The organism is Arthrobacter agilis, assembly GCF_002953615.1.
GTDB lineage: Bacteria > Actinomycetota > Actinomycetes > Actinomycetales > Micrococcaceae > Arthrobacter_D > Arthrobacter_D agilis_B.
Map to the genome: position 1 here is coordinate 3159225 of NZ_CP024915.1, position 4652 is coordinate 3163876.

The 4652-nt window shown below is 68.5% G+C and carries 5 protein-coding genes and 1 riboswitch; of the genes, 1 reads left to right on the forward strand and 4 read right to left on the reverse strand.

Features of this window, described 5'->3' with window-relative positions:
* Positions 1-89: 89 nt before the first annotated feature.
* Together CVO76_RS15470 and CVO76_RS15475 are read right to left on the reverse strand one after the other, a co-directional pair.
* On the reverse strand, positions 90-953 hold the full coding sequence (locus CVO76_RS15470) for an aldo/keto reductase (protein WP_133081369.1): 864 nt from the start codon (positions 951-953) through the stop codon (positions 90-92).
* 74 nt (positions 954-1027) lie between these two features.
* Positions 1028-2149, reverse strand: coding sequence for an alcohol dehydrogenase catalytic domain-containing protein (locus tag CVO76_RS15475; protein WP_208741856.1), 1122 nt, complete (start codon positions 2147-2149; stop codon positions 1028-1030).
* A gap of 136 nt (positions 2150-2285) precedes the next feature.
* Here CVO76_RS15475 and CVO76_RS15480 point away from each other — a divergent pair, with 136 nt between their 5' ends.
* Positions 2286-3479 carry a TerC family protein gene (locus CVO76_RS15480; protein ID WP_208740026.1) on the forward strand — a complete coding sequence of 398 codons (1194 nt, stop codon included), beginning with the start codon at positions 2286-2288 and terminating at the stop codon, positions 3477-3479.
* 2 nt (positions 3480-3481) lie between these two features.
* Here CVO76_RS15480 and CVO76_RS15485 read toward each other — a convergent pair whose 3' ends face one another.
* Positions 3482-3979: a hypothetical protein gene (locus CVO76_RS15485; RefSeq protein ID WP_208740027.1), complete on the reverse strand. Its 498-nt coding sequence runs from the start codon at positions 3977-3979 to the stop codon at positions 3482-3484.
* Positions 3980-4180: 201 nt separating this feature from the next.
* Entirely contained in the window at positions 4181-4495 is a 315-nt protein-coding gene (locus CVO76_RS15490) for a DMT family transporter (RefSeq protein WP_208740028.1), read from the reverse strand.
* A gap of 9 nt (positions 4496-4504) precedes the next feature.
* Positions 4505-4572: riboswitch (guanidine-III (ykkC-III) riboswitch) on the reverse strand.
* Positions 4573-4652: the final 80 nt, after the last annotated feature.

Genomic DNA, 4652 nt, shown 5'->3' on the forward strand with positions numbered 1-4652 from the left:
GTCCGGCACCGACGGGGAACGGCACCCCTACGACACGGGGATGCCCGCACCCATGGCGGGTGCGGGCATCCCCGTGTGCGGGAACGGGCCTACTTCGTGCCGGACAATGTCCCGATCTCGTCGGCCGAGAGTTCGAGGTCCGAGGCGCGTGCCGAGTCCTGCACGCTCTCGGGCCGCGACGCGCCGGGGATCGGGAGAACCGTGGGTGACAGGGCCAGTTCCCAGGCCAGGCACACCTGCTGGGGGCTGACGCCGTGCCTGTCGGCGATCTCCTGGAACGGCGTGAAGTGCTCGCCGAGTCCGCCTGCCTTCTTGATGCCGCCGAGGGGGCTCCACGGCAGGAAGGCGATGCCGTTCTCGCCGCAGTACCTCAGCTCGTCCTCGCTGGACCGGAAGGCCGGCGAGAACTGGTTCTGCACGGATACCAGTCGGCCGCCGAGGATCTCGTTCGCCTGCCGGATCTGGTCCACGGTGGCGTTCGAGATGCCGGCCATGCGGATGACGCCCTCGTCCAGCAGGTCCCTGAGGGCCCCGATGGAATCCTCGTAGGCGACCTCCGGATCCGGACGGTGGTACTGGTACAGGTCGATGGCGTCGCCGCCGAGGCGCTTGAGGGACGCCTTCGCGGCCTCCTTGAGGTAGTCCGGGCGACCGTTCAGCGTCCATGAGCCGTCGCCGGGCCGCAGGTGGCCACCCTTGGTCGCAACCAGCACGGACGAGCTGTCGGCGCCGTAGGTGGCCAGTGCCTTCGCGATGAGCACCTCGTTGTGGCCCACCTCGTCCGCGTCGCGGTGGTACGCGTCCGCGGTGTCGATCAGGGTGATCCCGGCGTCGATCGCTGCATGGATGGTGCGGATGGAACGGTCCTCGTCGGGGCGTCCCTCGATGGACATGGGCATTCCGCCCAGTCCGAGGGCGCTGACGGTGATACCGCCGAGTGTGCGTTGCTGCATTGTCGTTCTCCTCTGGATAGACGTGCAGCTGTCATCGTACGCACGGACCGGGTTTTGGTCCCCACGGCAACAAATCACTTGCCGAGCGTGAAGATCCGTCGTACCACGCGGCCCTCGGAGAGCGCGTCGAGACTTTCGTTGAGATCCTCGAGGGGGTGCGTATCCGTGTGGAGCAGTTCGACGGGCAGCAGGCCGCGCCGCCACAGGTCCAGGTAGGCGGGGATGTCCCGCTCGGGTACGGCGTCACCCATGTAGGAGCCGAGCAGGCGCCGCCCCATGCCGGCGAACTGGAGGGCCTGTGCGGTGATCTGCTGGTCCGGATGCGGGAGGCCGACGGACACCACCGCACCTCCGCGTGCGAGCAGCTGCAGTCCGGCCTCCAGCACGCGGGCACTGCCCACCGCCTCGATGACGACGTCGGCACCACCGTCCGTCGCCTCCCGCACGAGGCCGGCGGCGTCGTCGGGTGTTCCCGCGAGGGACGCGCCGCAGCGCAGGCCGAGGTCCTGCTTGGCGGCGAGGGGATCGATGGCGATCACCGTGGTCCCGGGGACCTGGGCGGCCGCCATCACCGACATCAGTCCCACCGCGCCCAGGCCGAAGACGACCACGGACTGCCCTTCCTGCAGCGCGGCGGTGTTGAGGACGGCGCCGATGCCGGTCAGGGCGGCGCAGCCGAACATGGCGGCGACGTCGAAGGGCACGTCGCGGTCGATCACCACCACGGATTCGCGGGCCACGACGGCGTACTCCGCGAAGGCGGACACGCCGAGGTGGTGGTTGATGCGCTCGCCGTCGGTGGTGCGCAGGACGGCCGGTCCGTGCAGGAGGTCCCCGCTCCCGTTGGATTCCGCCCCCCGGTAGCAGAGCGCCGGCCGCCCCGCCGAGCACGCGCGGCACGCTCCGCACGCGGGGACGAACACGAGGACCACGTGGTCGCCGTCGCGGACGTCGGCGACGCCGTCGCCCACGCGTTCGACGACGCCTGTCGCCTCGTGGCCGAGGGCCATGGGGAGCGGGCGGACACGCGAACCGTTGATCACCGACAGGTCCGAGTGGCAGAGACTCGCCCGGGTTATCCGCACCAGGACCTCGCCGGGCCGCGGCTCGGGCACCGGAACCGTCTCCAGGGCGAGCGGGTTGCTCCCGGCGTAGGGAGCAGGCAGTTCGGCGGAGCGAAGCACCGCAGCGCGCATCATCGGGCTCATGGCATTCCTCGTCATCGGGGTACGGACTGCGCCAGTCTAGGCGCGGCGGCTACCCTTACGTGCACCACCGGATCCGCGGGTCATCGGCACCGCGCCGGCACCACGCTTCGAGGAGGCCTGCAGCATGGAAGTACCGCTCTTCGTCTGGACCGCCACGGTCATCGGTATCGTGGGGCTGCTCGTGTTCGACTTCTTCTTCCACGTCCGGAAGGCCCACACCCCGACCCTGCGCGAGTCGGCGATCTGGTCCTCCGTCTACGTGGGGATCGCCCTGCTGTTCGGTGTCGGCGTCCTCGTCCTCGGCGGGCCCACCATGGGCACCGAGTACTTCGCCGGCTACGTCACCGAGAAGGCGCTCTCGGTCGACAACCTCTTCGTGTTCCTCATCATCATGTCGAGCTTCCGGGTGCCGCGCGCGGACCAGCAGAAGGTGCTGCTGTTCGGCATCGTCTTCTCGCTCATCGCCCGGACCGGCTTCATCTTCCTCGGCGCGGCCCTCATCAACAGCTTCGCCTGGGTGTTCTACATCTTCGGCCTGATCCTGCTCCTGACCGCGGGGAACCTCCTCAAGCCGGGTGGGCACGACGACGACGAGAGCGTGATCATCCGGCTCGCCAAGCGCTTCCTGCCGGCGTCGGAGCACTACGACGGCGACAAGCTGTTCACGGTCGAGGACGGCAAGCGCGTCCTGACCCCGATGCTGCTCGTCATGGTGGCCATCGGTGCCACCGACATCCTGTTCGCCCTGGATTCCATCCCGGCGATCTTCGGCCTCACCCAGAACACCTTCATCGTCTTCACCGCCACGGCGTTCTCGCTCATGGGGCTGCGCCAGCTGTTCTTCCTCATCGACGGGCTGCTGGACCGGCTCATCTACCTCTCCTACGGCCTCGCGGTGATCCTCGGCTTCATCGGCGTGAAGCTGATCCTCCACGCGCTGCACGAGAACAACCTGCCCTTCATCAACAACGGCGAGCACGTCGACGTCGTCGAGATCAGCACGGGCCTGTCGCTGGGCGTCATCCTCGGCGTGCTGGTCGTGACCGTCCTGGCCTCCGTGCTGAGCCCCAAGGGCAAGGCGAAGAACGCCATCTCAGGTGCCAAGCGCCACGCCGTCGAATACCTGGACCTCACCTACGAGACGGACATCGTCGAGCGGGAGAAGATCTTCGCGAGGCTGTGCGCCGAGGAGGCGGACCTCCGGAAGCTACCCGAGAAGTACAAGCGCCTGATCCGCAACGAGACGGAGTTCATGGAGATGATCCGCCGGGCGCACGCCGAGCACGACGAGGCGCTCGAGCGGGAACCCGGCCGGTAGCGCTAGTTCCGCCGGCCGGAGAAGATACGGCCGATGACGCCGCTGTCGAGGATCTCGCCGAGCAGTTCCAGCGGTGCGCCGGGAGGCAGCGGGATGCCGGGACGGCCGGCCAGCGCGCTGACGTCGAGTCCGGTCAGGAAGCGCGAGCCGAAGGTGGTGGGCGAGTGCGGGCCGACGAGGTCGTCCACCGGTACCTGGATCGGGCCGTCGACGTCCTCGGACTCAGCCGCATCCCCGGGCAGGTGGCGCAGCGCGGGCGTCCAGGAGTAGGGGGCGCGGCAGAGCAGGGCGTCCTCGCCGGGGGTGACGTCGTCGATGAGCTCGTTGACCGCCTGGGAGACGAGGTCGGCGTCCCCCGCGTCGAGGGCGTAGACGCCGTGCAGGTAGGCATCGAACTCGAAGTAGTCCGTGAACCCTCCCATGTTGCAGTAGTGCATCCAGGACTCGTAGGAGGAGAGTCCGGCGAACTCCATCGCCGTCAGGGTCTCGTCGCTCTGCATAGTGCTCAACTCCTTGTCACGGCCCCCAGCTGAGCCTTCCTCAATCCTCCCGAACGCACCTCAACTGAACCGGTCTGTCGCGCTCAGTTTTGGCGCAAGCGGACGGTCCCACCTCAAGGCATTGCGGAAAAAGCAGAGGAAAACCGGCCCCGCAGCATCCGCTCCTGCGGGGCCGTCCGGGTGCCGCCGATCGGGCCGGGGCTAGTGGCTCAGCTTCAGCCCGATGACGCCCCCGACGATCATGAGCAGGAACACGATCTTCAGCAGCGAGGCGGGCTCGGTGCCGGTGGCCATCGCATAGATGACGGTGAGGGCCGCGCCGATCCCCACCCAGACGGCGTAGGCCGTCCCGACGGGCAGGGTCCGCATGGCGTAGGCCAGGCCGGCCATGCTCGCGACGATGGCGATGCCGAACACGAGCGTGGGCGCGAGTCTGCTGAAGCCGTCCGACTTGCCGAGGGCTGTGGCCCATACGGCTTCGAGGACTCCGGAGACGACGAGGACGATCCAGGCCATGATTCTCTCCCTGGGCCGTCTTGTCGCACACCGGGTACGGCACCCATCGTCCGGGAGGCGGTGGTTCCCGCCCCGGTCTCCATGCTGTCACGGAAACGGGATCAGTGGTGCGGCCCGGGAAGGCCGGGAGGGGGGGGACGGGGCGCGTGCCGGAGGA

Excerpts from the sequence above, each read along its gene's own strand:
- CVO76_RS15470 (WP_133081369.1), bottom strand. The coding sequence starts at position 953 with ATGCAGCAACGCACACTCGGCGGTATCACCGTCAGCGCCCTCGGACTG.
- CVO76_RS15475 (WP_208741856.1), bottom strand. The coding sequence starts at position 2,149 with ATGCGCGCTGCGGTGCTTCGCTCCGCCGAACTGCCTGCTCCCTACGCC.
- CVO76_RS15480 (WP_208740026.1), top strand. The coding sequence starts at position 2,286 with ATGGAAGTACCGCTCTTCGTCTGGACCGCCACGGTCATCGGTATCGTG.
- CVO76_RS15485 (WP_208740027.1), bottom strand. The coding sequence starts at position 3,979 with ATGCAGAGCGACGAGACCCTGACGGCGATGGAGTTCGCCGGACTCTCC.
- CVO76_RS15490 (WP_208740028.1), bottom strand. The coding sequence starts at position 4,495 with ATGGCCTGGATCGTCCTCGTCGTCTCCGGAGTCCTCGAAGCCGTATGG.